The sequence below is a fragment of the Streptomyces phytophilus genome (assembly GCF_013870535.1).
GTDB lineage: Bacteria > Actinomycetota > Actinomycetes > Streptomycetales > Streptomycetaceae > Streptomyces > Streptomyces phytophilus.
In genome coordinates this window covers 1-1,053 of the sequence record NZ_JACBXC010001702.1, presented here as the reverse complement: position 1 = coordinate 1,053, position 1,053 = coordinate 1, and the positions used below count along the sequence as shown (strand labels likewise).

Annotated in this window: 2 protein-coding genes; both read left to right on the top strand. The window is 74.4% G+C overall.

Annotated elements, in window-relative coordinates; genetic code table 11:
* A partial coding sequence (locus H5J30_RS35360; protein WP_181791880.1) for an HAD hydrolase-like protein occupies positions 1–223 on the top strand: 223 nt, incomplete at its 5' end.
* A 399-nt stretch (positions 224–622) separates the two neighbouring features.
* A partial coding sequence (locus tag H5J30_RS35355; RefSeq protein ID WP_220189651.1) for a 2TM domain-containing protein occupies positions 623–1,053 on the top strand: 431 nt, incomplete at its 3' end.

Genomic DNA, 1,053 nt, shown 5'->3' with positions numbered 1-1,053 from the left:
GGCGCCGGAGGTCTACCGGCTCGCCGCCGAGGCCGCCGACTGCCCGCCCGAGCGTGTGCTGATGGTCGCCGCCCACGCCTGGGACCTACGGGCGGCGCGGGAGAACGGCCTGCGGACGGCGTACGTCCCGCGCCCGGTGGGCGACCCGCCGGCCGAGACGGACGAGTTCGACTGGTACTTCGACGGGATGGACGGTCTCGTGGAGGCGCTGACGGCGCAGTAGCGGGTACGGCGCGCCCCGCCCGCCAGGCCCTGTCTGACAAATAGCGCCGTCCGCCCTCTGGGCGGGTGTCGCGGCGTCTGGTGCGTGCGATCGCAAGGCGGAGGGTCGACCGCATAGTGGGCCTATTCGGTCGATCCCGACAACGCGGCGAGCGTGCGTGCCAGGCGTCGCGACGCAGGCGGGATTTGTCAGACAGGGGCTGGGGGCGCGCGGCGCCGGTCGCGCTCCCGGCTCGTGCGGCAAGGCCGGCAACTGCCTGTTCGGCGGGGCCGCGATGGGCCACGATCCTTCTGGCGGCCGAAGTACCCGCCGGGGGGCGGGTATTCCCGGGACCCCTCCCGGCTCGGGTGGCCAAGGATGGAGACGGCCGCCGGTGGCTCGCCCGAGAAAGGGATCACGATGGAAGCGTTTCCTCCGAAGCCCAGCGAGCCGCCGTCCGAACGCGGGCAGCCCGCAGAGTCAGGGCAGCCCGCAGCACCCGGGCAGCCCACCGAGCCCGGTCTGCCCGGCGGCGCAGAGCACCAGCCCACCGAGCCCGACATACTCTCGTTCGGCCCCGACCGCCCGGTGTACGAGCTGGCGCCCGTGCCCGTGAGGCCCCGCGACCCGTACGCCGTCGGACTGGCCAACGCCTCGCTGCTGGGCATCGGTTACGGGATGCTCCGCCGGCCCCGGATCGCGGTCGGTGCCGCGGGTGTGTCGTTCGTGCTCGTCGTCCTGCTGGCGACGGCCGGACGGAACGCGTGGTTCCAGGCCGTCGTGCTGGCGTGGTGGATCGGCGTCACGGTGCACGGCTGGTATCTCGCCGGGGGCCGGCTGCCCCGCCGCGG